Annotated in this window: 19 protein-coding genes and 1 tRNA gene; 10 read left to right on the top strand and 10 right to left on the bottom strand. The window is 69.4% G+C overall.

The genetic code is table 11. The features are described 5' to 3' along the window. Positions 1 to 10 precede the first annotated feature (10 nt). The gene (locus tag G6N23_RS12825; RefSeq protein ID WP_085261158.1) at positions 11 to 403 is read right to left on the bottom strand and encodes a Fur family transcriptional regulator; all 393 of its coding nucleotides are present in this window, start codon (positions 401 to 403) and stop codon (positions 11 to 13) included. Continuing rightward, positions 400 to 756: an ArsR/SmtB family transcription factor gene (locus G6N23_RS12820; protein ID WP_085261181.1), complete on the bottom strand. Its 357-nt coding sequence runs from the start codon at positions 754 to 756 to the stop codon at positions 400 to 402. The genes G6N23_RS12825 and G6N23_RS12820 overlap by 4 nt, the downstream gene beginning before the upstream one ends. Positions 757 to 916: 160 nt before the next feature. Here G6N23_RS12820 and G6N23_RS12815 point away from each other — a divergent pair, with 160 nt between their 5' ends. Continuing rightward, a complete protein-coding gene (locus G6N23_RS12815; protein ID WP_085261157.1) occupies positions 917 to 2,314 on the top strand; it encodes a glycine--tRNA ligase in 1,398 nt (465 codons plus the stop codon). Positions 2,315 to 2,623: 309 nt separating this feature from the next. Further along, positions 2,624 to 4,216 carry a PGRS repeat-containing protein gene (locus G6N23_RS22400; protein ID WP_085261156.1) on the top strand — a complete coding sequence of 531 codons (1,593 nt, stop codon included), beginning with the start codon at positions 2,624 to 2,626 and terminating at the stop codon, positions 4,214 to 4,216. A 57-nt stretch (positions 4,217 to 4,273) separates the two neighbouring features. Here G6N23_RS22400 and G6N23_RS12805 read toward each other — a convergent pair whose 3' ends face one another. Further along, entirely contained in the window at positions 4,274 to 6,271 is a 1,998-nt protein-coding gene (locus G6N23_RS12805; protein WP_085261155.1) for a TPM domain-containing protein, read from the bottom strand. Between the two features lie 125 nt (positions 6,272 to 6,396). Between G6N23_RS12805 and G6N23_RS12800 the strand changes: the two genes are divergently transcribed. Next, positions 6,397 to 7,659 (top strand): deoxyguanosinetriphosphate triphosphohydrolase, encoded by a 1,263-nt coding sequence (locus G6N23_RS12800; RefSeq protein ID WP_085261154.1) that lies wholly within the window; start codon positions 6,397 to 6,399, stop codon positions 7,657 to 7,659. A gap of 12 nt (positions 7,660 to 7,671) precedes the next feature. On the opposite strand, the gene G6N23_RS12795 is transcribed toward G6N23_RS12800, so the two are convergent. Then, a complete protein-coding gene (locus tag G6N23_RS12795) occupies positions 7,672 to 8,466 on the bottom strand; it encodes a sensor domain-containing protein (protein WP_085261153.1) in 795 nt (264 codons plus the stop codon). Positions 8,467 to 8,548: 82 nt separating this feature from the next. On the opposite strand from G6N23_RS12795, the gene dnaG reads away from it, so the two are divergent. Then, positions 8,549 to 10,462: a DNA primase gene (gene dnaG / locus G6N23_RS12790; protein ID WP_085261152.1), complete on the top strand. Its 1,914-nt coding sequence runs from the start codon at positions 8,549 to 8,551 to the stop codon at positions 10,460 to 10,462. Positions 10,463 to 10,630: 168 nt separating this feature from the next. On the opposite strand, the gene G6N23_RS12785 is transcribed toward dnaG, so the two are convergent. Beyond that, the gene (locus tag G6N23_RS12785; protein WP_085261151.1) at positions 10,631 to 10,885 is read right to left on the bottom strand and encodes a hypothetical protein; all 255 of its coding nucleotides are present in this window, start codon (positions 10,883 to 10,885) and stop codon (positions 10,631 to 10,633) included. A 134-nt stretch (positions 10,886 to 11,019) separates the two neighbouring features. On the opposite strand from G6N23_RS12785, the gene G6N23_RS12780 reads away from it, so the two are divergent. Continuing rightward, positions 11,020 to 11,095: transfer RNA gene (locus G6N23_RS12780), tRNA-Asn, on the top strand. 27 nt (positions 11,096 to 11,122) lie between these two features. On the opposite strand, the gene G6N23_RS12775 is transcribed toward G6N23_RS12780, so the two are convergent. Next, positions 11,123 to 11,518 carry a hypothetical protein gene (locus G6N23_RS12775; protein ID WP_085261150.1) on the bottom strand — a complete coding sequence of 132 codons (396 nt, stop codon included), beginning with the start codon at positions 11,516 to 11,518 and terminating at the stop codon, positions 11,123 to 11,125. 71 nt (positions 11,519 to 11,589) lie between these two features. Next, entirely contained in the window at positions 11,590 to 13,509 is a 1,920-nt protein-coding gene (locus G6N23_RS12770; RefSeq protein ID WP_085261149.1) for an acyl-CoA dehydrogenase family protein, read from the bottom strand. Between the two features lie 52 nt (positions 13,510 to 13,561). Between G6N23_RS12770 and G6N23_RS12765 the strand changes: the two genes are divergently transcribed. From G6N23_RS12765 to G6N23_RS12755, 3 genes are all read left to right on the top strand, one after another. Then, positions 13,562 to 14,698 (top strand): esterase-like activity of phytase family protein, encoded by a 1,137-nt coding sequence (locus G6N23_RS12765; protein WP_085261148.1) that lies wholly within the window; start codon positions 13,562 to 13,564, stop codon positions 14,696 to 14,698. Between the two features lie 174 nt (positions 14,699 to 14,872). Then, positions 14,873 to 15,559, top strand: coding sequence for a TetR family transcriptional regulator (locus tag G6N23_RS12760; RefSeq protein WP_085261147.1), 687 nt, complete (start codon positions 14,873 to 14,875; stop codon positions 15,557 to 15,559). Then, positions 15,559 to 16,236: a TetR family transcriptional regulator gene (locus G6N23_RS12755; RefSeq protein WP_085261146.1), complete on the top strand. Its 678-nt coding sequence runs from the start codon at positions 15,559 to 15,561 to the stop codon at positions 16,234 to 16,236. Before G6N23_RS12760 ends, G6N23_RS12755 begins: the two co-directional genes overlap by 1 nt. 4 nt (positions 16,237 to 16,240) lie before the next feature. Here G6N23_RS12755 and G6N23_RS12750 read toward each other — a convergent pair whose 3' ends face one another. From G6N23_RS12750 to G6N23_RS12740, 3 genes are all read right to left on the bottom strand, one after another. Further along, entirely contained in the window at positions 16,241 to 16,606 is a 366-nt protein-coding gene (locus tag G6N23_RS12750; protein ID WP_019737033.1) for a PAS domain-containing protein, read from the bottom strand. A 417-nt stretch (positions 16,607 to 17,023) separates the two neighbouring features. After that, positions 17,024 to 18,832, bottom strand: a complete 1,809-nt coding sequence (locus G6N23_RS12745; RefSeq protein ID WP_085261180.1) for a sensor domain-containing phosphodiesterase — start codon at positions 18,830 to 18,832, stop codon at positions 17,024 to 17,026. 225 nt (positions 18,833 to 19,057) lie between these two features. Further along, positions 19,058 to 19,507 carry a MarR family winged helix-turn-helix transcriptional regulator gene (locus G6N23_RS12740; protein WP_085261179.1) on the bottom strand — a complete coding sequence of 150 codons (450 nt, stop codon included), beginning with the start codon at positions 19,505 to 19,507 and terminating at the stop codon, positions 19,058 to 19,060. Positions 19,508 to 19,645: 138 nt separating this feature from the next. Here G6N23_RS12740 and G6N23_RS12735 point away from each other — a divergent pair, with 138 nt between their 5' ends. Further along, positions 19,646 to 21,643 (top strand): ATP-binding cassette domain-containing protein, encoded by a 1,998-nt coding sequence (locus G6N23_RS12735; RefSeq protein ID WP_085261144.1) that lies wholly within the window; start codon positions 19,646 to 19,648, stop codon positions 21,641 to 21,643. Continuing rightward, a complete protein-coding gene (locus tag G6N23_RS12730) occupies positions 21,640 to 22,449 on the top strand; it encodes a CbiQ family ECF transporter T component (RefSeq protein WP_085261143.1) in 810 nt (269 codons plus the stop codon). The genes G6N23_RS12735 and G6N23_RS12730 overlap by 4 nt, the downstream gene beginning before the upstream one ends. Positions 22,450 to 22,495 lie beyond the last annotated feature (46 nt).

The following is a 22,495-nucleotide window of genomic DNA, read 5'->3' as shown; positions in this document are numbered from 1 at the left end:
GCGGCGGTGCTTATTTTCGGCAGTCGGCGCAGGTTCCGAAGATCTCGATGGTGTGGCTGACATCGGAGAAGCCGTGCTCGGCGGCGATCTGGGCCGCCCACTCCTCGACCTCGTGATCGCCCACCTCGACGGTGGCGCCGCAGTGGCGGCAGACCAGGTGGTGGTGATGGTGCTCTGAGCAGCGTCGGTAGACCGACTCGCCGGTGTCGGCGCGCAACGTGTCGACCTGCCCGGCCGACGCCATCGCCTGCAGCGTGCGATAGACCGTCGTCAGTCCGATGTTCTCCCCGCGCTCGCGCAGCACGTCGTGCAGCTCCTGGGCCGAACGGAAATCGTCGATGGTCTCCAACAAGGCCGAAATCGCCGCGCGCTGCCGGGTGGAGCGCACCCCCGGGGCGGTCAACGTTCCTCGCCGGCGTGGGCGACCGCGTCGATGACGATGTGCGCCAGGTGGTGGTCGGCCAACCGGTAGAGCACCTCGCGGCCCGACCGTTCCCCGGTGACCACCCCGGCCGACTTGAGGATTTTCAGATGTTGGCTGACCAGCGGCTGGGGCACCCCCAGCGCGTCGACGAGTTCGTGGACGCAGCGGTGGGATTCCTGCAGCTGCAAGACGATCGCGATGCGCACCGGAGCGGCCAGTGCCCGCAGCAGCTCGCCTGCGGCGTCGAGGATCTCCCGCGGCGGAGTGGCGGGGAAGGCGGGCCCGGCGTGTTGGTGATCGTCGGCCACCAGACCGGATGCTGCGGGCGGCATGCAACCACCTCCGCCCATGTTGGAAACCGTTTTCAGCTGACTCCACTGTTTCATGCGTGATGATGCATGTCAAAGAAGCCAGGCGGTGTCGATACGATGTCTGGTGCTCTGCGTGTCGGCGTTGCCGACGCGGCCTCGACTAGAAGGAGTACACCCCCTCGTGGCGTCCGTCATCGACACCGTCGTCAATCTGGCCAAGCGCCGCGGACTGGTCTTCCCGGCCGGCGAAATCTATGGAGGCACCAAGTCCGCGTGGGACTACGGCCCGCTCGGCGTGGAGTTCAAGGAGAACATCAAGCGACAGTGGTGGCGCTCGGTCGTGACCGCTCGCGACGATGTCGTCGGGCTGGACTCGTCGATCATCCTGCCGCGAGACGTGTGGGTGGCCTCCGGTCACGTCGAGGTGTTCAACGACCCGCTGGTCGAGTGCCTGTCCTGCCACAAGCGACACCGCCAGGACCACATGCAGGAGGCTGCTGCGGCCAAGAGACTGGCCAAGGGCGAGCAGGTCGATCCGGACGACATCCCGATGAGCGAGATCGCCTGCCCGGACTGCGGCACCAAGGGCCAGTGGACCGAGCCGCGTGAGTTCAACATGATGCTCAAGACCTACCTCGGTCCCATCGAAAGCGAGGAGGGGCTGCACTACCTGCGCCCGGAGACCGCCCAGGGCATCTTCGTCAACTTCGCCAACGTCGTCACCACCGCGCGCCGAAAGCCGCCGTTCGGAATCGCCCAGACCGGCAAGAGCTTCCGCAACGAGATCACCCCCGGCAACTTCATCTTCCGGACCCGCGAGTTCGAGCAGATGGAGATGGAGTTCTTCGTCGAACCGTCTACTGCGCCCGAGTGGCACCGGTACTGGATCGACACCCGGCTGGCCTGGTACGTCGACCTGGGTATCGACGCCGACAACCTACGGCTGTTCGAGCACCCGCTGGAGAAGCTGTCGCACTACAGCGCCGGCACCACCGACATCGAGTACAAGTTCGGTTTCCAGAACAACCCGTGGGGCGAGCTGGAGGGGATCGCCAACCGCACCGACTTCGACCTGTCCACCCACACCAAGCACTCCGGCGTCGACCTGTCGTTCTACGACCAGGCAACTGACACCCGCTACACGCCGTACGTGATCGAGCCCGCCGCCGGGCTGACCCGTTCGTTCATGGCGTTCCTGATCGACGCCTACCACGAGGACGAGGCCCCCAACGCCAAGGGCGGGGTGGACAAGCGCACCGTGCTGCGGCTGGATCCCCGGCTGGCGCCGATCAAAGCCGCCGTGCTGCCGCTGAGCCGCAACGCCGACCTGTCGCCCAAGGCCCGGGACCTGGCCGCCGAGTTGCGGCAGTCCTGGAACGTCGAGTTCGACGACGCCGGTGCGGTCGGTCGGCGTTACCGGCGTCAGGACGAGATCGGCACCCCGTTCTGCATCACCGTCGACTTCGACTCACTCGAAGACCACGCCGTCACCGTGCGGGAACGCGACAGCATGGCCCAGGAACGGGTGGCCATCGACTCGGTCGCCGACTACCTGGCGGTTCGACTCAAGGGCTGCTGAGAGCTGCTCGCAGGACCCGGGGCGTAGCTGCCCGGTGCCGTCCTGTGACATTTCGGGGCGGCGCTGTCCGCAGCGGTGCGGGGTCACAGGCTGCCCGTGGTCTGCCCGCCGACGTGGTCCGGTTTCATGGCACACACGGCACTCCGGGGGACTGTCGCGCAGGTACAGGCACCTATGTTCCGGGCCTTCCCTGAGAGTCTGGGCCCTCGGTTTGAGGCACCGGCGCCGTTGCCGTTAACTAAGCAAAGCCTTTACTGCCGTAAGGCTTTCGGACAACCGCGGATTAGTCCACACCTGGGAGGTAGGTAGATGACTATCAGCAAGCGCACCACGAAGCACCATGCATTCGGCACGAAGACGCGCCGTCGGGTGGTCGCGGCGGGGGGCTCGGCGGCCGCGTTCTTGGCGCTCGGGATGGCCCCGTTGGCGGCCGCGCCGGACGCACACGCCGACGGACTCGACTGGCTGATGGACCTGTTCGACCCCAGCGCGCTCGCCGGCCCGGCAGTGGACACCACCGGCGTTGACGACGTGTTCGGCGACTCGCCGTTCTGGGACCAGCTGCTGCTGGCCAACCCCGATCTCGACCCCGCCGGCGTGGTCGAGCAGTGGATGTACGACCCGTGGCACACGGCCATGGAGGCGTGGATCACCAGCGACCTCGGCCAGCAGATCGACAGCGCCATCAACACCGCCTACATCCAGATGAACGGGGTGGACAGCCTCGATGGCGCGTGCGGCCTGATCTGCAACGGTATCGACGGCACCCAGTCCGACCCCGACGGTGGGGCCGGCGGGTTGTGGTTCGGCGACGGCGGCGACGGCTGGGACTCGACCGTACAGGGCCTGGACGGCGGTGACGGTGGTGCCGCCGGGTTCTTCGGCAACGGCGGCGACGGTGGCGACGGCTGGACCTCCACCGTGGCCGGGGTCGACGGCACTGACGGCGGCAACGGCGGCACCGGAGGCACGGTCATGGGCGACGGCGGGGTCGGCGGTGCCGGTGGCGCCGGGTTCCACGCCACGGCCAACGGTGCCGGTGGCACCGCAGCCGGTTCCGACGGCGGCACCGGCGGTGTCGGCGGCGACGCGGTCGCTTCGATCTTCGGCAACGGTGGTGCCGGCGGTGTCGGTGGTGCCGGTGGTGCGGCCACGGCCAACGGTGCCACGGGCACCGTTGTCGGCGGCAACGGCGGGGCCGGCGGTACGGGTGGCAACTCCGCCGCCCCCATCGGCAACGGCGGGGAAGGCGGCGCCGGTGGCGCGGGCGGCGCCGGCGGAGAAGGCACCGCCAACGGCTTCAGCGGCGATTCGACCGGCGGCAGCGGCGGTATGGGCGGCACCGGCGGCACCGCCGAGAACGGCCACGGCGGCACCGGCGGGGTCGGCGGAGCCGGTGGCGAGGCCACTTCCAACGGCTCCGAGGGCATCGCCAACGGTGGTGACGGCGGTATCGGCGGTACCGGCGGCCAGGGCCTCATCGCCGGCACCGGCGGTGACGGCGGCGCCGGTGGCGACGCCAGGGCCAACGGCGCCGGCGGCACCGCCATCGGTGGCGTCGGCGGCGACGGCGGCGCGGGCGCCATCGGCGGTACCGGCGCCGACGGTGTTGTCGGCTCGCCCGGCGGCGCGGGTGGCAACGGCGGCGCCGGCGGCGATGCGACCACCCACGGCAAGGGTGGCGCGTCGACGGCCGGTGACGGCGGCAACGGCGGCGCCGGCGGCAACGGTGGTACCGGCGGCACCGGTGCGGCCGGTGGCGAGGGCGGTCCTGGCGGTCAGCCCGGGGCCGGCGGCACCGCGACGGCGACCGGCAACGACACCGTCGAGACCAACGGGACGGCCGGTGAGGACGGGCCCGACGGTCAGCCGGGTGCGACCGGACCGACCGCCACGCCCTGACTTCGGCATAAAAGTGCCCGCACGCCCTTGGCGTGCGGGCACTTTCGCCGTGCGAGGCTAGAACCGGCCGCCACCGCCGAAGAACCCTCCACCACCGGAGGAACCGCCGAATGAGGTCGGGCTCCAGCCGCCCCCGCCACCACCGCCGAGGCCGCCGCCCATCCGGCCCCCGCTGAGGATGTTGCCGATGATGATGCCGCCGAGCATGGCCCCGGTGTCGTTGCCACCGCCGGGGCCGCCGCCGTAGCGGCCGTAGTACTCCCGCTGCGCGGATTGCACGTCCGCCTTGGCCAGTGACTGCGCCGCGGCCGCCAGCGTGGCCGCCCCGTTGGCCTGGGTGATGGCGCCGGCGACGTCGGTGGTGCGTTTGTCCTGAGCGGCGTCGAGCCGGCGTCGCGCCTCGGCCAACCGGGTGCGCGCCTCCGGCCCGACGCTGCCGCGGCGGGTGTCGATGTAGTCCGACACGGCGCGGATCCGCGACGACGCGGTGAACAGCGCCTGTTCCAGGGTGCGGGCAAGTCGCTCGGCGGCGGCGCGTTCCTCGGCCACGGTGTCCAATAGTCGGTCCAGGTCGGAGTCGGCCTTGGTCAATACGGTGAACGCCCCCAGCGGATCGCCGGTCGTCCGGGCGGCGGCGACGGCCTTGACCGCGGCGTCGCGGGCAGCGGTGAGACCGGACTTGTGGGTCCCCGCCCCGCGCTGCAGCTGCGCGTCGGCCTGCGCGATCCCGGCCTCGGCGTCGGTGATGGCCTCCGGCAGCGTGGCGACCGCGTGGCGGATGTCGCGGGCGGCGTTGTCCACCGCGTCGAGCAGGGCCCGGCCCTGGGCCAGCCCAGACTCGGCGGCCCGCAGCGCGTCCACCAGTTCGCTCTGCCCGCCGGTCACCGGGTGGTCGGCCAGCCCGCGCGCCCGGGTGATGTTGCGTTCGGCGAAGGCCGCCCGGTCCTGCGCGGTCTTGACATTGCCGGACACCGAACTGAGTGCGGTGGCGTCGAATTCGCGGTGCAAGTCGACCAGATGCTGTTCGGAGGCCGGAATGCGCCCGGTCAGCTCGACGAGCTGTCGGGTCAGGTCGTCGAGGCGTGCCGGAGCGTTGAGGACCAGGTCGCGCAATTCCTCGAAGGACGCACGCTGGGTCTCCAGTTCGCGGTCGGCTTTGGAGGCGGTGACGATCACCCCGGTCAGCAGATCGCGCTGCTGGGCAGGTGTCTCGGGGATGTCGTCGTCGAGCTGCTGGCGCACCGTGAAGGCCTGCTCCATGGCGGCCTTGGCGCTCGCGACCGCCTGCGCGAACGGCCGGGTGCGTTCCTCGCCGAACTCATCGACGGCCAGCTGCAACTCGTTGGCGCTGGTGCGCACCGCATTGTCGACCTCGACCACCTTCTCCCGCGACAGCGTGTCCAGGGCGAACACCGGCACGTCGGCCAGCGCATTCGGATCAGTCGAATCGGCCCGTCGGGCCGCTGCCAGCTCCGCGTTGTGCCGGCGCCGCCGCAGATGGCGTGCCACCAGCAGGACCACCACGCCGGCGGCCGCCACCGCGCCCAGCGCGATCAGGATCGGCGCCCAGCTCACCTCGGCCGGTGCCGCCGCTGCGTCCAGCCCGCCGGCGGCGACAGTGGCCGCCCCGGCCCAATCGCCACGGTGCAGCGCCGGCTCGATCTGGTTGCGCCGCAGCGCATCAACCTTGCCGGCGTCGATCTCGGAGATGCTGTCGGACACCAGGAACGCATAGCCCCGGTCGGCGATGGCCACCGCCAGCATGGCGTCGCTGTTGCCCAGGTCGCTGAGCCGTGCCGTGCTGCGGCCCCAGTCATCAGCGGTCTGCCCGGAGAAGACGTCGACGTAGACCACCCACAGCCGGATGTGCCGGTCGGCGTAGAGCTTGTCGATCGCGGCCTGCACCCCGACACGATCGGATGGCGAGAGCGCCCCGGCGCTGTCGGTGATCGAGCTGGGCAGCCGCAGCGGTGGTTGCGCCGCGGCGCCCGGCGCCCCCAGCAGCATGGCGATGACCACCGCGAGGGCGGCGCTGAGCAGGCGAGTGATTCGCATGCTGGTCAATGTATATGCGGTCCGCGGGCGATCGCTGGAATTCTGCGACGGGCTGCGCAGCCGGTGCCCGGCGTTTCGGCCTGGCATGTCATCGATGCGGACGGGGCCAAAATAGACTGGCTGCGGTGGCCACAAACGAGTACGACAACTACGGCGCGCACGACCGCGACCGCATCATGGGGGAGTCGTCGAAGACCGCCGGCCTGCCCGGGACCGGCGGTCAGCACCGCACCGACTTCGCCCGGGACCGGGCCAGGGTGCTGCACAGTGCCGCGCTGCGCCGGCTGGCCGACAAGACCCAGGTCGTCGGCCCCCGCGACGGCGACACCCCGCGCACCCGGCTGACCCATTCGCTGGAGGTGGCGCAGATCGGGCGGGGGATGGCGATCGGGCTGGGCTGCGACCCCGACCTGGTCGACCTGGCCGGGCTGGCCCACGACATCGGACACCCCCCGTACGGCCACAACGGCGAGCAGGCGCTCAACGAAATCGCCTCGGACTGCGGCGGATTCGAAGGCAATGCGCAGAATTTCCGCATCCTGACCAGTCTGGAACCCAAAGTCCTGGGCCCCGACGGAGCAAGCGCGGGACTGAATCTGACCCGGGCGGCGCTGGACGCGGTCACCAAATATCCGTGGCTCCGCCGGTCGGGAGACGGGCCGGCCCGGCCCAAGTTCGGCTTCTACGACGACGACCGGGTCGCCGCCGAATGGATGCGTCAAGGCGCGCCGGAGGGCCGGGTCTGCCTGGAAGCGCAGATCATGGACTGGGCCGACGACGTCGCCTACTCGGTGCACGATGTCGAAGACGGTGTCATCGCCGGCCGTATCGACCTGCGGGTGCTCGCCGACGCCGCCACGGTGGCCGAACTGGCGCGCCTCGGCGACCCCGACGGGGTCCATGACCTGGCCGCGGCCGCTCACCGGCTCACCGAACTGCCGATGGTGGCCGCGGTCGCCGCCTACGGCAAATTCCCGATGACCCTGTCGGCGTCGGTGGCGCTGAAGCAACTGACCAGTGAGCTGGTCGGCCGGTTCGCCTCCGCGGCGATCTCCGCCACCCATGCCGTTGCCGGCCGGCGGCCACTGGCCCGATACCAGGCCGATCTGGTAGTGCCCGAACTGGTCCAGGCCGAAGTGGCCGTGCTGAAAACTCTTGCGGTGCAGTTCATCATGTCCGACGATCAGCACCGCAAAATTCAGGCCGTCCAGCGCGAGCAGGTTCACGCGGTGGCCCACCGGTTGCTCTCCGGGGCGCCGCAGAGCCTGGATCCGTTCTTCGTCCCGGCGTTCGCCGCTGCCGCCGATGACGGCGCGCGGCTGCGGGTCGTCATCGACCAGATCGCGTCGTGCACCGAGGGCCGACTGGAGCGCCTCGCGAAGGGCTAGGACACGGCGAGCTCAGCCGAGCTTGGTGACCTTGTCCATCATCGCCCGTACGGCCTCGATGCTGCTGGTCTGCGGGTCGCCGGAACCGGTGGCGTTCTCGGTGCCGGTGAACGCGATCAGCACCCCGACGATGCAGTTGTCCCGCACACCGACGGCCCGGGTGTCCGGCGCCTTGGGGCTCTTGTCGAGCACGATGGAGGCCGCCAGCACGTCATCGGTGACCCGGACGTCGGTGATGTGCATCTCGGTGCCGTGCAACTGGGGCTGTCCGCCGGAATCCGCGTCGGCGTTGACCGCATGCCCGTCGCAGCGTTTCCATTGCTCGGCGAACTTCGCGAACAGCGCTTGGGCGTCCGCCGCGCTGGGCAGTGCGACCACGGCCTCCTTGACGAACATCACCTGGGTGGTCAGCGGGGTGAAGCCGTCCCGGTGGGGTTCGGAGTCGATCCAGGTCTCCCGCGCGTAGCTCTGTACGTCGGCCGAGGCGTACACGCTCTTGGGCGCGACCTCCATCACGCCGACGCATTCACCGGGCGACGACGAGTCCTCCATCGCTTCCGGACCGCCGTAGGCCGGCGGGCCGGTGACGGTCGTGAAGGGCTGATCCAGCATCTTGGTCAGCTCGGCGCCGTCGAGCAGAACCTGCTTGACGGTCTCGCCGGTGATCCCCGATGCGGCACCGCGGGAGCGGTCCGGCAGTACCAGCCAGGCGGCCGCCCCCACCACGGCCAGCGCGGCGACGGCGATCACGAGCAGCAGGCGCGGTCGTTTGGATTTCGCCGCGTTTTGCTGCTCGGACAGACTCATGCGTGCTCCCTGACGTCGACGTTGACGAACCGAGCTTAAAACATGGCGGCTGGACGCCGGCTGTGCACTCTAGACTGACCCGGTGGCAGGCCGTATCTCCGATCGCGACATCGCCGCCATCCGCGAACGTGTCCGGATCGAGGATGTGGTGGGCGATTATGTGCAGCTCAGGCGCGCTGGGGCCGACTCGCTCAAGGGCCTGTGCCCGTTTCACAACGAGAAGTCGCCGTCGTTTCACGTCCGGCCCAACCACGGCCTGTTCCACTGCTTCGGTTGCGGGGAGGGCGGCGACGTCTATGCCTTCGTGCAGAAGATCGAGCACGCCAGCTTCGTCGAGGCGGTCGAGCTGCTGGCCGACCGGGTCGGCCACACCATCACCTACACCGGCGCATCGGCCACCAACATCCAGCGTGAGCGCGGCGGTCGCAGCCGGCTGATCGCCGCCAACGCGGCGGCAGCGGAGTTCTATGCCGCGGCGCTGGGCACCGCCGAGGCGGCACCGGCGCGCAAATATCTCACCGAACGCAACTTCGACGCCGCCGCCGCGCAGCGGTTCGGCTGCGGCTTTGCCCCGTCGGGTTGGGACGGCTTGACGAAACACCTGCTGCGCAAGGGCTTCGAGTTCAAGGAGCTGGAGGCCGCGGGCCTGTCCCGGGAGGGGCGCCGGGGTCCGATGGACCGGTTCCACCGCCGGCTGCTCTGGCCGATCCGGTCCTCGGCGGGGGAGGTGATCGGGTTCGGCGCCCGCCGGTTGTTCGACGATGACCCGATGGAGGCCAAGTACGTCAACACCCCCGAGACCACGCTCTACAAGAAGTCCAACGTGCTGTTCGGTCTGGACCTGGCCAAGCGGGACATCGCGCGCGGGCATCAGGCCATCGTCGTGGAGGGCTACACCGACGTGATGGCGATGCACCTGGCCGGGGTGACCACCGCGGTGGCATCGTGCGGCACCGCTTTCGGCGACGAGCACCTGGCGATGCTGCGCCGGCTGATGATGGACGACAAGTTCTTTCGGGGCGAGCTGATCTACGTCTTCGACGGCGACGCGGCCGGAAGACAAGCCGCGCTCAAGGCCCTTGAGGGCGAGCAGCAGCTGGCCGGCCAGTCGTTCGTGGCGGTGGCCGCCGACGGCATGGATCCCTGCGATCTGCGGTTGGCACAGGGCGACGAGGCGCTGCGCGATCTGGTGGCACGCCGAACTCCGTTGTTCGAGTTCGCCGTTCGCACCGCTCTCGCCGAAATGGATCTGGACACCGCCGAAGGGCGGGTCGCTGCGCTGCGCCGCTGCGTGCCGATGGTCGCCCAGATCAAGGACCCGACACTGCGTGACGAATACGCTCGCCAGCTGGCCGGCTGGGTGGGCTGGGACGACGTCCCACAGGTGATCGGCCGGGTGCGCGCTCAGGCCAAGGGGGCCAAGGACGCCAGAGGCGGCCCCGCTCGGGCGTCCACCGCGACCGCCGCGGCGGCCGCTCAAGCGCCGGTGGCGCGCCCCAACCCGGCCGATCCGACGCTGTGGCCGCAGCGGGAGGCGCTCAAGGCGGCACTGCAGTTCCCCGCGCTGGCCGGCCCGGTGTTCGACAGTCTGACGGTGGAGAGTTTCACCCACCCCGGCTACGCGGCGGTGCGCGCGGCGATCGACACGGCCGGGGGGACCGGCGGGTCCGCTGCCGCGGCCGCCGGTGCCCAGTGGATCGAGACGTTGCGCGAGCAGACGACCTCGCCGCTGACCGTCGGGCTCATCCACGAGTTGAGCGTGGAGTCCATCCGGGTCGACGACGACAAGTTGCCCCGCTATATCGGCGGGGTGCTGGCCCGGTTGCAGGAGGTGTGGGTGGGCCGCCAGATCGCCGAGGTCAAGTCCAAACTGCAGCGCATGTCACCGGTGGAGCACAGCGACGAATATCACGCGCTGTTCGGTGACCTGGTCGCAATGGAGGCCTATCGGCGCAGCCTGCTGGAGCAGGCCAGCGGCGACGATCTGACCGCCTGACCGCAAGCCCGGCCGGAGGTCGGGTGCAGCGGGTCAGGCGTTAGGGGAGAGCCTGACCGCAAGCCCGGCCGGAGGTCGGGTGCAGCGGGTCAGGCGTTAGGGGAGAGCCTGACCGCAAGCCCGGCCGGAGGCCGGATGCAGCGGGTCGGGCGCAAAGCGCCGACCTGATCAGCGGGGGCCGGGATCCTCGGGGTCTGCCGGCCGCATCACCGTGGTGCCGTCCTCGAGTTCGGTCAGCGTCACCATCTTCTGGTCGGGATGGATCCGGTTGGCGATGCTGCGCCGGCCCTTGTCGATCACCGCTTTGGCGATCGGACTGCTGGTCAGCGCGTGGTAGCTGCCGATGATCTGCTCGTAGCGCCGACGGCCGGCTTTCGTGCCCATCACGTAGCCGACGCCCATCACGACGACGTACCCGATCAATGCTGCTCCCTACAACAGGCGGTGCGGTGGTTCCATCCTGCCCCATCCGGCGGCGGGGCGATTCGGTGCGACCCCCGTGGGACGGAGGTGCTCTCGGGATGCGCTAGAGTCGTGCAAGTCCACGCGGACAGCGGTCCCCTGTAGCTCAATTGGCAGAGCATTCGGCTGTTAACCGGAGGGTTGGTGGTTCGAGTCCACCCGGGGGAGCCACGTTTTTCCGACGCGTCGGTCCAGCCCTCAGTCCAGCCTGGGAATCACTGAGGGACCGGACTGCTTCGGCTGGGCCTGCGGCGCATACATCTGCTGCGGTTGCTGGGCTCCGGACTGCTGCTGTTTGGCGGCGCGGGCCTGAGCGAGCGCATTGACCAGCGGGCTGGCGGCCATCAATTCGCGGCGCTCTTCCTCACTCAGCTCGTAGATCGCCCAGGCGCCCCAGGCGGCCGGACGCACGTACAAGGTGACCTGCTGGCGGCCGTTGTTGAAGACGGCGGGAACCGCCACCGCCTGATCGGTTGCGGCGAAGCTGGCCATCTCCCGGGTGATCCGCTCGATATCGGCGGATTCCTGCAGCTCATAGGTCGGCGCCTGGCCGCCCTTGGTCGGGGAGGCGTTCAGCGCGAGGAACCACGCCATGAGTGATACTCCTTCGTTTGGGCTCGATGCGGACAGCCTATAAAGCGGCGGGCCGCAGGGCGAACCGGCAGCTAGTCCAAGTGTTCGGGATGCAGCATCTCGGCATAGCGCAGCGGCTCGGGGATCCCGAATCCGTCGACCAGCGTCTGCGCATGCGGCCGCAGCTTCCGGCACCGGTCATTGATGCCTCGGGTGACGGCTTTGGCCCGCTCGGTGGACAGGTACCGGTGCTCGATGTACCACGCCTTGTCGTCCTCGATGACACTGAGTGCGTACAGGTCGCACACCAACTCCAGCAACTCGCGTGCCTGCGGGTCCGGGCATGAGTCGATGCCGGCGACGAACGCCTCCAGCACCACCCGGTCGATGTGGGCGGAGGCCGCGTGCAGCACGTGGTCCTGGACCGAGTTGAAGGCGTCGAAGTCGCTCATCTCCTCGGACTTGGCCCGCAGCCGGCGGGCCACCGAGGTCAGCAGATATTCCTCGCGGTCCTCGAACATGTGCACCTGGGTGCCGCGATTGAACAGGCTGCCCTCCTCCTCGCTGTCTTGGCGGGCGTCGACGATCCGCTGGATGATCGTTTCTGCCGCGGTACGTTTCAGCACCCGGTCACCGACCGTCTCGGCGGCGAACCGCACCCAGCCGACCGGGCTCATGCCGGCGATGTCGTCGGCGTAGGCGGTCAGCAGTTGCTTGGCCACCAGCTGGGTCAGCACGTGGTTGTCGCCCTCGAAGGTGGTGAACACGTCGGTGTCGGCGCGCAACGCGATCAGCCGGTTCTCGGCCATGTAGCCGGCGCCTCCGCAGGCTTCCCGCGCTTCCTGGATTGCCCGGGACGCGTGCCAGGTGTTGGCGGCTTTCAGCCCGGCTGCCCGGGCCTCGAGCTCACGCTGCTCTTCGGCGTCCGGGTCGTCGGCGGTCTGCAGGTCGTGGCACCTGCCCACCAACTCATTCTGGGCGAACTGCAGCGCATATGACCGTGCAATCAGCGGGAACAGCCGGCGCTGGTGCGCCAGGTAGTCCATGATCAGCACCTCGTGCTCGGCCCCGTCATCGCCGGGGGCACTGAACTGCCTGCGCTGCAACGCGTATCGGGTGGCGATGTCCAGGGCCACCCGAGCGGCCGCGCCCGCGCTCCCGCCCACCGAGACCCGGCCCCGGATCAGGGTGCCGATCATGGTGAAAAACCGCCGGCCGTCGCTTTCGATCGACGAGCGGTAGCTGCCGTCGGGATCGACGTCGGCGTATCTGTTCAACAGGTTCTCCCGCGGAACCCGAACGTGGTCGAAGACGATGCGACCGTTGTCCACCCCGGGCAGGCCGCCCTTGTAGTGGCAGTCCGAGGTGGTGACACCAGGCAGGTCATTGCCTTCGGCGTCCCGGATCGGCACCAGGAAGCAGTGCACCCCATGGCTTTTGCCGCCGGTGATCAGCGCAGCGAAGACCGCGGCGACGGTGGCGGTTTCGGCTGCGCCACCGATGTAGTCCTTGCGCGCGGTACCGGTGGTGGAATCGATGACGAACTCGTTCGTCGTCGGATCGTAGGTGGCGGTCGTCTCCAGCGACTGCACATCACTGCCGTGGCCGGTCTCGGTCATCGCGAAACAGCCGAGCACCTCGAGGTCGATGATCTTCTGGACGTAGGCGCGATGGTGGCGCTCGGTGCCCAGGTTCTCCACGGCTCCGCCGAACAACCCCCACTGCACTCCGGCCTTGACCATCAGGGACAGATCGGACATCGCCAGCATCTCGATCATGCTGACCGCCGCGCCCACGTCGCCGGTTCCGCCGTGCTCCTTGCGGAAACTGTCGGCGGCCACGCCGGTGCCGGCCATGATCCGGAGCTGTTCGGTGACCTTGGCACGGGCGATCGCGGTGTTGGGGGTGTAGTGCGGCCGGAATTTCTCGTCGGAGAGGGTGGCCCGGACTCGGTTCTTCACCGCGCGCCAGCGTCCGTCCAAGGTGTCGCAGAGAGCTTCGGAGGTGGTCACTCCTGCACGGTATCCGGGCGGGGCGGCTGGTAAACCGGGTTTAAAGTGCGGTGTGCGTTCCACGTTGGCCCGGCTGCTGTCGCTGTGTGGGCTACTGGTCGCCGGCTGCACACCGTGCGAGGCCCCGGTGGCGGCGCCGGGGCTGGAATATCTCGGCCAGATCCAGCTGCCGGCGAACACCACATTCGGCGGCACGGCGGTGGGTGGTCTGTCGGGAATCAGTTATGACTCCGGCCGCGACTGCTACTACGTGATCAGCGATGACCGGTCGGCCAGCGGGCCGGCCCGGTTCTACACGGTTCGGCTCTCGGTGTCGGACCGCGGCGTCGACGATGCGACGATCAGCGCCGTCCACCCGCTGCTGGACGAGAGCGGGCGCCCGTACGGGCCGCCGTCCTTCGCCGGTTCACCGCCGGTCGTGCCGCCCGACCCGGAAGGTATCGCGTTCGACCGCGGCCGACAGCGGCTGTACTGGACGTCGGAGGGTGAGCGGCTCATTGGCGGGCCGCACGGTCCGGTGCTGGCCGACCCCTGGGTCAGGATCGCCGGGCTCGACGGCAGCTACCTCGGTCAGTTCGCCCTGCCGCCGGAACAGGCGATGTCGGCACGGCGCACCGGACCGCGCCGCAACAAGACGCTCGAAGGCCTCACCGTGACCGCCGAGGGCCGGCTGCTGTTCGCCGCGATGGAGGGGCCGGGCTACGACGACGGCGCCCTGCCGGATCAGGCTCACGGTGCGCTGACCCGCATCACCGCCTACCGTCTGGACGCGAGCGGAGAACCCGGCGCCCCGGCCGCCCAGTACGCCTACCCGCTGCAGCCGGCGACCGCGCCGGCCGAAACCAACGGCCTCACCGACCTGGTGGCACTGTCGGAGAACGCCTTCCTGGTCATCGAGCGGGCGTTCAGCGCCCGCCCCACGGTGCGGCTGTATCGGGCCGAGATCGGTGACGCCACCGACGTGCTGGGTCTGCCCGCGCTGGCCGGGCACGCCGTGACCCCGATGACCAAGACGCTGCTGGCCGACCTGTCGACCACACCGGGTCTGGACCCACTGGACAACATCGAGGGGATCACTCTGGGGCCGCGATTGCCCGACGGCCGGCAAACGGTGGTGCTGGTCAGCGACGACAATTTCGCACCGCGCGAGGTGACCCAGTTCGTGGTCTTTGCCCTACCCGCGACCTGACCCGGACCTGCGGAGACTGAAGGCCGCCCAACGTCGGTAAATTGAGGTTTTCCGGATGCCACCGGTTGTTACCGACGATTCCGAGTATAGAAAAGAGTCCACTTCAACAACGCCCTGCTAGCGTTAGCGCAATGCGGTACGACTCCCGGTCAGTGACGAGGCTGAGATCGCGCCTTGGCTGAACCCACCGACCGGCGCGCCGATGCCACGCGCCAGCAGATCATCCGCGCCGCTGCGCATCAGTTCGCTCAGCGGCCCTATCACGACGTCGGCCTTGACGACATCCTCGCGGAAGCGGAATTGACCAAGGGCGCAATGTATTTCCATTTCCGCTCCAAGCATGCGCTGGCTCTGGCCGTCATCGACGAACAATTGGCCAGGGCCGGGGCGGCGGTACAGGCGCTGGTCGACCGGAACCTCTCCGGCCTGGAGACCCTGATCGACGTCGGCTATCTGATGGCGGTCGAGGATATCTGCAGTGACTCCGCGCGCGCGGTGCTGCATCTGTTGCCGGTGGTCGGCCGTGCCGAGGGCCTGCAGACCACGGTGCTCAGCAACGCGGTCCAAGCGCTGAGCGTGGTCGCCGAACGGGCGATCGCCGATGGCGATGTCGTCGACAGCGATCCGCAGGACGTCGCCCGGGTGCTGATGACGCTGTACCTGGGGTTGCGACAAGCCAGCAACCTCGACGAACCCGAGCGGTTCCTGAATCAGATCGAGCGGGCCCTGATCGTTGTGCTCCCCGGCATGGTGCCCGCCGACCGGCTGGACTACTTCCTTCAGTTCCTCCGGCGGCGCACAGCGCTGGCCGTCAAGACCACGTCGGCGACCGCGGCGGTGGCCGGAGATCGGGTGGGCTGATGGCACGCCAGGTTCGATCCGAGGCGACTCGGCGCAAACTGCTCGACGCCGCCATCGACGTCTTCGGCGAGGTCGGCTACGTCGCCGCCGGACGAACCGCGATCATCGAGCGCGCCGGGGTGACCAAAGGCGCCCTCTACCACCACTTCGACTCGATGGAATCCCTGGTGGTTGCCATCATCGAGGGCGGATTCGCCACCATGTTGCACACCTTCCGGGGGATGTGCCAGCCGTCGTCGCCCGCGCTCGAGGGCATGATCCACGGCATGTTCGCCGTTACCGCGGTGTTGGCGACCGACAAGGAGGCGCGCGCTGCGGGCCATCTGGTCTTCGCGCTGTCGGAGTCCAACGACCTCGGCGGTGACGTCGCCGCAGAATGGGCGGCCGCGGTGGCCGCCCAGACCGCACGAGCGATCGCCGAGGGCGACCTGCGCGAGGACCTCGACCCCGCTCAGGTCGCCGAGTCGATCACCGGAGCCATGCTGGGAACATGGCTGCTGTCGCGCTCCGGCGACGGTGTCGGGCGCCTGACCCGGATGTGGGAGCTGCTGCTGCCCGCGATAGTGGCGGCGGACTCGCTGTCCTACTTTCAGCAATTCCTGGCCCGCGAGGCGCTGCGTTATCAGGCCAGCCCGGGCCCTGAGGTCGGCGATGCGGACTCAGCCGTCGAGCGCTGAGGCGTTACCGCTCATCTAGCCACAGCTGTTCGGTGAGGTCCTGGAACGTCGCGAGCGCAACCCGGTCGTCGGCGCGTTCGAGAGCCGACTTGCTCATTAACGCACGCACCGTTGAGCCGTCCCGATGTTCCAGGGAGACAACGAGATTGGCCAACGAGTGCATCACCGACAGGGCGGACTCCTCAGCGGGCGGGACGTCGCCGAAGATCTGCCGGAATTCCAGGGCCAGCACCTCTTCCTGGGTGTAGCCGAGCATGCCGGCGAAACCGGTGTTGGCGAACAAGATGGTGCCGTCGTCGGCGATCGCGAGCACCGGCACCGGGATGCGTTCGAGAGCGACCAAAGCCGGCAGTTGCCGCAAAGTCTCCATCGGGGTCTGGGGGGTTTGCGTGTTCCGGCGTCGCTCCATGCCTCTGATTATGACGGGCGGTGCCCGCGACGCGGGTGTCCTTCCCGGTGCCGGAGAGTCGGCCGGTGTGGGCGGCACCCCCGCCGCCACACGGCGCCTGACTAATAGTCTCGTGTGGGTTGGACGACATCCGAAAGGTATGTATTATCTCCATTTATGCGAGGGACTGGTTTGCACGGCTCGGGGGCGCAGCAGCGCGCCTCGTGGCCGACACCGGTGAGTTCCTCCCAGCGCTTCGCCCGGGGCACCTCGAGGGGTCCGCACCGCCGATTGCCGCCGCACGCCGAGCCGAGTTGGTGCACCGCACCGACTGCCGCGCTCGCCGGCAGGCAGCCGGGGGTGCGGTTGTGTGCCGGTTTGTACCGGGCGATGTTCTTGTCAGATCACCAGAGCCTGGCTGTCGGCCAGGAACGGCATCGCCATCCAGCGCGACGCCAGCATTGATTCGGCGGCCGGACCCGGTACCGGTCGCGAGAACAGGAATCCCTGCGCCCGGTGACAGCCGTGCCGCATCAAGGTGAGCGCGGCCGCTGACGTTTCCACGCCCTCGGCGACCACCTGCAGTCCGAATGCCTCGGCAAGGGCGATGATCGCTCGGACGATCGCCAGATCGCCCGGGTTGACGCCCAATTCCCGCACGAACACGGTGTCGATCTTCAACGTGTCGACCGGCAGGTCCTTCAGGTGTGACAGCACGGCGTAGCCGGTGCCGAAATCGTCGATCGCGATCTGCACGCCGGCTTCGCGCAGTTCGGCCAGGGTGCGCCGGGTGCTCTCGATGTTCTGCACCACCGCGCGCTCGGTGATCTCCAGACACAGCGACCCCGGTCGCAGGCCGAACTCCTCGACGGTCTCCACCACGTTCTGAACGAATCCACGGGCGCCCAACTGCACCGGGGACACGTTGACGCGCAGGGTGGCGTTGGTCCGGACGCCGTTGGCCTGCCATGAGCTGAATTCCGCGCACGCACTGCGCATCACCCACCGGCCCAGATCATCGGCCAGGTTGGCCGATTCGGCGATGCTGATGAACGAGCCGGGCAGCAGCAGCCCACGGGTCGGATGCCGCCAGCGGACCAGCGCCTCGACCGCCACGATCGCGCCACTCCACAGATCGACCTCGGGCTGGTAGTACAGCAGCAGTGATTCGTCATCGATCTTGCCCTGCAGGTGCAGTTCGATGTCCTTGCGGAACAGACTCTTCAGTGACATGTCGTCGGTGGAGCTGACGGTCTGGTTGCCCCCGCCGCGTTTGGCGGCCAGCACCGCCTCGTCGGCGCGGTGCAGCAGACCGGCGCTGGTGTCCTCGCCGGGCAGCCCCACCGTCACGCCCACGCTGACCGTGCTGGTGACGGTGTGGCCCTGGATCTCCACCTTGTCGCGCAGCGCACCTTGCAGCCGGTCGGCGAACGTCTCCGCGCTGGCCATCGACATCGGCCAATCCGGAATGACGACGAATTCGTCACCACCGATCCGGGCCGTCATGGTCCGGTTCCCGGCGTACGCCCGAAGCCGGCGGGCGAAGTCCTGGATGAACCAGTCGCCGGCCGAGTGCCCGAGGTAGTCATTGATCGGCTTGAGCCGGTCCAGGTCGATATAGAAGACACCGACGGGGCCGGGATTGCCTGCGACCAGCCGATCGGAGAGGTGCGCGACCAGGGCACGCCGGTTGTGCAGGCCGGTCAAGTCGTCGTGGTCGGCCAGATAGCGCAGCCGTTCCTCGGCGACGACTCGGGCCTGCAACTGTGCGAACAGCGACGCGATCGCTTCGATCGTGTTGAGTTCCTCCGGGCGCCACTTGGGCCGGCGGAACTTGACCAGCCCGAGCATGCCGGTGGTCACCGGGCCCGAGATCAGCGGCGCGGTGGCCACCGACAGGGACTCGATGGCGTGATCCCTCGCCATCTGGCGCACATAGCCGGATTCGGCCGGCTCCGGCCGGATGATGGCCACCTGCTTGCCGTGCGCGCAGGTGGTGAAGACCGGATCGGCGGTGGTGAACGACACGACCGCCAGGGGATCGGGCTCCGGCGGATCGGTGCGCGGGGGCCATTCGGCGACCAGCTTCGATGCCCTGATCTCGTGGTCGTTGTGCCGCAGGAACCCGGCGTCGACGTTGAGCTGCTCCACCAGCGTCTGCAGCACCCGCTCGCTGACCGCGGGCGCCGTGGACGGTGTGGTGGCCATCAGCTGGGCGGCGATCGAGGTGACCAGCGCCAATCTATCCGCCACAATGTCCTTCCCCCGAAGACCGCGGGCCCATTGCAGGAGCCGCAGGGGCCGCGGGAGGCCAGGGATCGCTTCGGGCCGATACCGCACTGAGCATATTCGACAAACCGATCAGGCCGGAAACATCTCCGCCGAATTCCCGCTGGTCCGATGGCACCGGCGCCGCCGCGCTCGCGGTCGGCGCTAGCGGACCGGTCTTGCCGGAGCGGTGTCGGCCAGGAACCGGCGCAGCACCTCGACCGCCTCGGCGAGCGTCCGGCGGTCGTCGGCGGAGAGGCGGTCCAGCTCCGGATCGATCGCCGCGGCCCGGTCCCGGCGAACCCGGTCCAGGGTGTGCACCCCTTTGTCGGTGATCCGGATCAGCACCGCGCGGGCGTCCTGCGGGTCGGCCGTACGCGTGGTCAGGCCGGCGTCCTCGAGCCGGCGCACCTGGGTGGTCATCGTCGGCTGCGAGCAGTGGTCGACCGCGGCCAGCTCGGAGATGCGGGCTTCGTCCATATCCTCGATGGTCGACAGCAATCGCGCCTGCGCACCGGGGATCGGCAGGGCGACCCGCTGGGTGGCCAGCCGGTTGAGTCGAGCGACGACGCTGAGCAGGTCTGCTCCCAGGCTGGCGTGGACGGGGGCTACCATCGCGCGAGTATTGCACAACAGTGGACAGAAGTGGATCACCTCGGGCAACGGCGCGTAACGGGTGCTGTCCGGATCGGCTGGCAGAATCAACGGGTGACGAAGACCGGCCAGGGCCACACCCGAGTCCGGGCTCGGTCTATGCAACCCGTCGAGATCGCGCAGGCCGCGGTGATGGCCGCGCTGTGCGCGGCAACGGCGATCATCGCCGTCGTGGTGCCCTTTGCCGGCGGATTGGCGCTGCTGGGCACGGTGCCGATGGGCCTGCTGGCCTACCGCTACCGGATCCGGGTGCTGATCGCCGCCACAGTGGCCGCCGCGACCATCGCATTCCTGATCGCCGGCATGGGCGGCTTCATGACCGTGGTGAACTGCGCCTACATCGGCGGCCTGACCGGCGTCATCAAACGCCACCGTCGCGGTCTGCCGACCGTGATCGTGGCCTCGGCAGTGGCCGGCGGCATCTTCGGCGCCGGCGTGGTGGCGTCGTTGGCCGTGCTGTCGCGGCTGCGCCACCTGATCTTCGATGCGATCACCGCCAATGTGCACGGCGTCGCCGCTGCCATGGCCAAGGTGCCGTTGCCGGAGTTCCAGCGGGCCGCCGCCGACCTCACCGGATTTCTCGGCGTGCTGTTGCGCTACTGGCAGTGGCTTCTCCTGGCGCAGACGACGGTCGGGGTGATGATCGTCTCGCTGCTGGGCTGGTGGGCGTTGTCGCGGGTGCTCGACCGGCTGCGCGGGGTGCCCGACGTGCACAAACTGGACCTGCCGGCCGAGAGCGGTCCGGTCGCGCCGGTCCCGGTGCGGCTGGATCAGGTGCGTTTCCGTTATCCGCAGACCGGCAACGACGCCCTGGGGCCGGTGAGCCTGGAAGTCCACGCGGGCGAACACGTCGCGGTCACCGGCGCCAACGGGTCGGGTAAGACCACTTTGATGCTGCTGCTGGCCGGGCGCGCTCCCACCGCGGGCACCGTCGAACGGCCCGGCGCGGTGGGCCTGGGCGCCCCCGGCGGCACCGCGGTCGTCATGCAACACCCGGAGAGCCAGGTGCTGGGCACCCGGGTCGCCGATGATGTGGTGTGGGGCCTGCCGCCGGGCACCACCACCGACATCGACCGGTTGCTGGGTGAGGTCGGCCTGTCCGGTTTCGCCGAGCGTGACACCGGCGGCCTGTCCGGCGGTGAGCTGCAGCGGCTGGCGGTGGCCGCGGCGCTGGCCCGCGAACCGGCGCTGCTGATCGCCGACGAGGTCACCAGCATGGTCGACCCGCAGGGGCGTGAAGTCCTGCTGGGGGTGCTCTCCGGGCTCGCCGAGCGCCACAGCACCGCGCTGGTGCACATCACCCACTACAACGATGAGGTCGGCAGCGCCGACCGGATCATCGACCTCAGCGGCTCGCGCGACAACACCGCCATGGTGGAGACGGCCGAGGTGCCCACCGCGCCGCCTCACGTCACCGCCCCCGGCCGGGCCGCCCCGCCGGTGCTGGAACTGTCCGGTGTTGGACACGAGTACGCCAGCGGCACTCCGTGGGCCAAGACCGCACTGCGCGACATCAGCTTCACCGTCGAGGAGGGCGACGGCCTGCTGATCCACGGCGGCAACGGCTCGGGCAAGTCCACGTTGGCCTGGATCATGGCCGGACTGACGACACCGACCGCCGGCCGCTGCCTGCTCGGTGGCCGGCCCGCCGACGAACAGGTCGGGGCGGTCGCCTTGTCCTTCCAGGCCGCCCGGCTGCAGCTGATGCGCAGTCACGTCGGCCTGGAGGTGGCCTCGGCGGCCGGCTTCTCGCCTCACGACCACGCCCGGATCGGCACCGCACTGGCGGCCGTCGGCCTGGATGGGGCACTGGCGGGTCGGCGTATCGACCAACTCAGCGGCGGTCAGATGCGCCGGCTGGTGTTGGCGGGCCTGTTGGCCCGCTCGCCGCGGGCCCTGATCCTCGACGAACCGCTCGCCGGTCTGGACGCCGCCAGCCGGCACGGGCTGCTACGGCTGCTGGAGGACCTGCGGCGCGAGACCGGCCTGACGGTGGTGGTGATCTCGCATGATTTCGCCGGGCTGGGGGAGTTGTGCCCCAGGACCCTGCACCTGCAGAACGGCGTATTGGTGCCGGCACCGGCGGGTGCGGCATGACCAACGAGACGCGTCGAACCCCGCGGCCGGTGGTGCTGCTGCGTCCGGTGCCCGGCGACTCCGCCGTGCACCGATGGTGGGCCGGCACCAAACTGATCGTCGTCTTCGGCATTTCGGTGCTGTTGACCTTCTATCCGGGCTGGGTGCCGATCGGCGCAGTGGCGCTGCTGGTGTTCACCGCGGCCCGGGTCGCCCGGATTCCGCGAGGTGCGCTGCCGTCGGTACCGCGCTGGTTGTGGGTGCTGCTGGTGGTCGGCGGTGCCACCGCTGCCATGGCCGGCGGCGAACCGGCCGGCCTGGGTGGACTGCTGAACTTCCTGCGGATCACCGCCCTGTCGATCGTGCTGCTGGGGCTGGGTGCGATGGTGTCGTGGACCACCAACGTCGCTGAAATCGCGCCTGCGGTAGCCACTCTGGGCCGGCCGCTGCGCCTGCTGCGAATCCCGGTGGACGAGTGGGCTGTTGCGCTGGCCCTGGCGCTGCGTGCCTTTCCGATGCTGATCGACGAGTTCCGGGTGCTCTATGCCGCCCGCGGGCTACGGCCCCGGACGCGGCCGCGTACCCGCCGGGAGCGTCGCCGCCGCTGGGCGCGCGAGGCGATCGACCTGATCACCGCGGCCATCACCGTCACGCTGCGCCGGGCCGACGAGATGGGCGATGCGATCACCGCTCGCGGTGGCGTGGGCCAGATTTCGGCGTCACCGGCGCGCCCGAAGTTCGCCGACGCGCTGGCCCTGACGCTGGTCGCCCTGGTGTGCGGCGTGGCCCTGGCCCTCGAGCTGACGGTGCTGTCCACCACCGGATAGATGGCGTTTCGCCTTTCGTCTCCCGCTTTGTCCCCGAGATTGCACT

The sequence above is a fragment of the Mycolicibacter terrae genome (genome assembly GCF_010727125.1).
Classification (GTDB): Bacteria; Actinomycetota; Actinomycetes; order Mycobacteriales; family Mycobacteriaceae; genus Mycobacterium; species Mycobacterium terrae.
Note: the sequence above shows the minus strand (reverse complement) of the source record. Positions and strands in the feature narration are given on the sequence as shown.